Consider the following 3710-nt stretch of genomic DNA (forward strand, 5'->3'; position numbering starts at 1 on the left):
CTGGGTAGTGCCATTTCCTTCTGTAATGTTGTCAGCAGATAAGCTTGCCGTCGGTAGGGTAACGTCAGCTGGTGGTGAAGGTGTTACTACGGGGACGAATTCAATGTAATCCACTCGCGCAAACTCACCTTGGTTTGCTAGTCCTTGTAATTGGATGGTTGTTCCCTGATTAATTGATAGACTTGTGGCGATCGTTTTAGTTACCGCCGTTTGACTGTTAGCCCCCGAATTGCCCAGATTTTGGTTGAAAGTCGATTGCGCTATCGTCGTACCCCCAATTTTAGCCGTCAGCGTTGAAAGTCCATCGTTCTCGTCAAAATAGCGAACTACTACGTCATAGATGCCGCTAGCACCGTTAAAGGTCGTGGTAGCAGTGCCGCTTGAACCACCAGATTGAGCTAGACTGATTAACTGACCGTTGGAAGCAGCACTATTTGACTCCACCAGATAAGTTGTCCGCTGCATATTTTCAGCTTCAATGCGGATGTTCCCCAAAGGCGGAGGTACGTTGACTTGGAATGTTCCTAAATTGCCACTTGGGAAGGCGTTGTTTTGAGTATCTTTGACCTCGCCGTTTTGCAGCGCCACATTGTAAGTGCCGTTATCCGCTGTATCCCAGCTACCACCAGGGGCGTTGATGCGGTAAAAGCCTGTTACATCAGCACCGCTTTGATTGACACCTACTAAGTACGCTAATTGGTTGAAATTATTTGTGCCAGTTACGCGGATGTCATTACCATCAATGGTAGACAAGTTCACACCGTCATTATCCGTATAAGTGACGGAGAAAGTGTGAGTGGTTTCGTCGTCTTCTGTAATGTTTGTGGCAGATAAACTTGCTGTTGAAGATATCTCGTTAGGGATTAATTCTACGTAATCCACCCGCCCATACTCTGTCTGGTTTGCTGTACCTTGAATCTCGATCTTTGTTCCTTGGTTAAGGGTGAAAGATGTGGCAACAGTTCGTCTCGTCTTAGTTTGACTATTTACCGATGCACTGCCCAGGTTTTGGTTCAGTGTCCACTGATCTACCTGATTGCCCCCAATCTTTACTTTGAGTTGCGCTTGTCCGTCGTTCTCGTCATAGTAACCCAGGACTACATCGTATTTGCCTGACGTGCCAGAAAAGTTAAAGGAGGCGATGCCGGTGGCGTTTGGTGTATTGACTAGACTTATTACCTTTCTGGCTAAGGCGGAGCTGTTTCCTGATTCGACGCTATAATTCGTCAGCGTCATGTCCTCGGCTTGTATCCGGGTGGTTTTCTTTATATCGGTAAAAGGCAGAAGCGCGTCGTACCAAGCATTGCCGATTTTGGTATAGCCATCAATGGTGGGGTGAATTTTATCGGCTAAATCGTTCTCGTTTAGCTTACTGTTTATATCGACAAAAGTAACTTTTTTGCCTTGAGAAACCTTGTTATTTGCAATTTGGAGAACTTGAGTGTTGAAAGTCGCGACTTGTGCTGCATCGTCCGCAAATTTAAAAGATGGCGGAATAGAGCCTAGAAACAACCGTGCATTAGGTACTTTACTGGTGATTTTGTCAACCAGTGTGTTGAGTCGATTGCCTGCATTGCTAACATCGTAATTCTGTAAAATATCATTTGTGCCAATCATCAACATAATTGCATCCGGCTGATACGTGGTTAACCACCCATCCACCGAACTGGAAATTTCATCGATTCTCCACCCCCTATGTCCTTCATTGTTTCGATCGATGTTGCTGGGGCCACTGGATATGGAACCTACCATATCCGCACTAAAATTATCCGCTCCAAATAAATTCCACAATTCGGTACGGTAACCTCCGCTCTCCGTATCACCTACTTGTGAATTAACCACTCCATAGCTGATTGAGTCACCCAGGGGCATGATCTTGAACGACATATACATTCCTCCAAAATAATTGTTGTAGCTACAAAATTGTCACATCAGTATTTACTAGGAGAGCTAGTTCCTAGCTTTATGTATAAATACCCTGAAGAGTCAGTGAATCTTGGTATATTTACGGTGTTTGTTGATGTCTACTGTAATAGATACTTAAGAAATATGGCTAGAAGCAATATCAGATCTTTACTAATTCTTTTAAATAAGCACCATTTTGGCGCGAAAGTGTAAAGCTTGTATAAAGTAACCCGTAAATATCTCTATTGCGATCGCCACTCGACCACCCCGACACACCGCTTACTCCTTTCTCGCTGAAAGAATATCTATAAAGGCCGCAGAAGGGCAGAGGGGCAGAGGGGAAAAAGAATGATAATCTTCTGGCAGGAAGGAAGTAAAAAAAAATGATTTTGGATAATGGAATTGACCCCACGGATGAATCCAGGGGCGACAAAACCAATAATTTCAAAAGTCAGTCAGTAATCTCTCTGTAGCAGTAATTCTCGACAATTTGCAAAATGCGTTCAGCCGCGTGACCGTCGCCAAAGGGATTGACAGCCGTTGCCATTGCGTTGTAGACACTGGGGTTACTGAGTAACTCACTTGCGGCGGCGAGAATGTGGGTTGGGTTGGTTCCCACGAGTTTGGCCGTACCAGCTGCGATCGCTTCCGGTCTTTCCGTAGTTTCCCGTAACACCAGCACCGGCTTCCCCAAACTAGGCGCTTCCTCCTGCAATCCACCAGAATCAGTTAACAGCAAGTAAGAGCGCTGAATTGCCCCTACCAATTCCTTATAATCCAAAGGTTCGGTCAGAAACACTCTGGGATGGTTACCCAACATTGCCTGTAGCGGTTCTCGCACCGTAGGATTTCGATGCAGAGGTAACAGCAAAGCCGTATCCGGGAATTTACTTAAAATTTGTAGAAATCCTTGGGCGATATCCCTTAACGGTTCGCCCCAATTTTCTCGCCGATGAACAGTTGCCAACAGCATCCGATACTTCTGCCAATCTAAAGACGGAATATTGCAAGCAGGTTGACGTTGCGCCATCATCAACAAAGCATCTATTACAGTATTGCCAGTTTGGTGAATTTCTCCCACAACACCCGAACGGCGCAGATTTTCCACAGCTAAAGAAGTCGGCGCGAAGTGTAGCTGGGTGACTTGAGAAATCAGACGCCGATTTGCTTCCTCCGGGTAGGGATTAAACAGGTCATCCGTCCGCAAACCTGCCTCTACGTGCCCCACAGGAATCTTTTGATAAAATGCGGCCAGCGCCGCCGCAAAAGCAGTGGTAGTATCTCCCTGCACCAACACCAGAGTTGGCTGCATCTGGTGAAATAATGTTTCTAACCCTTGTAAACTCCGACAGGTAATATCTGTTAGAGTTTGCTGGGGCTGCATAATTGCCAAATCCTCATCAGAGTTTAGATCGAAGAGTTGCATCACTTGATCCACCATCTCTCGATGCTGGCCGGTCAAAATCACTCGCGTCTCAAAAGATGAGGAACCCTGAAAGCGCTGAATTACCGGAGCTAGTTTAATGGCCTCTGGACGGGTTCCGACGATAATACAAACTGTGAAAGGTGACTGGGGCATTAAAAACGAGTGGATAGCAAATGTGCAAATATAAGTCTGCCATAATCCTACAGGCATCTGGCAAGCGATCGGGAAATACACAGGGTGTGGTCAAAAACAGTTGGTTATAGGGGGGACAAGGAGGACAAGGAGGACAAGGAGGACAAGGAGGACAAGGAGGACAAGGAGGACAAGGAGGACAAGGGGGACAAGGAGGACAAGGAGGACAAGGGGGACAAGGGGGACA

General features: G+C 46.2%; 2 protein-coding genes. Both read right to left on the bottom strand.

Features of this window, described 5'->3' with window-relative positions:
• Positions 1-1887: GDSL-type esterase/lipase family protein (locus LAY57_RS30655; RefSeq protein ID WP_249070972.1), on the bottom strand; the 1887-nt coding region annotated here is incomplete at its 3' end.
• Between the two features lie 469 nt (positions 1888-2356).
• Positions 2357-3484, bottom strand: coding sequence for a non-hydrolyzing UDP-N-acetylglucosamine 2-epimerase (gene wecB, locus LAY57_RS30660; protein WP_249070975.1), 1128 nt, complete (start codon positions 3482-3484; stop codon positions 2357-2359).
• Between the last annotated feature and the right edge of the window lie 226 nt (positions 3485-3710).

It is taken from the genome of Argonema antarcticum A004/B2 (genome assembly GCF_023333585.1).
GTDB lineage: Bacteria > Cyanobacteriota > Cyanobacteriia > Cyanobacteriales > Aerosakkonemataceae > Argonema > Argonema antarcticum.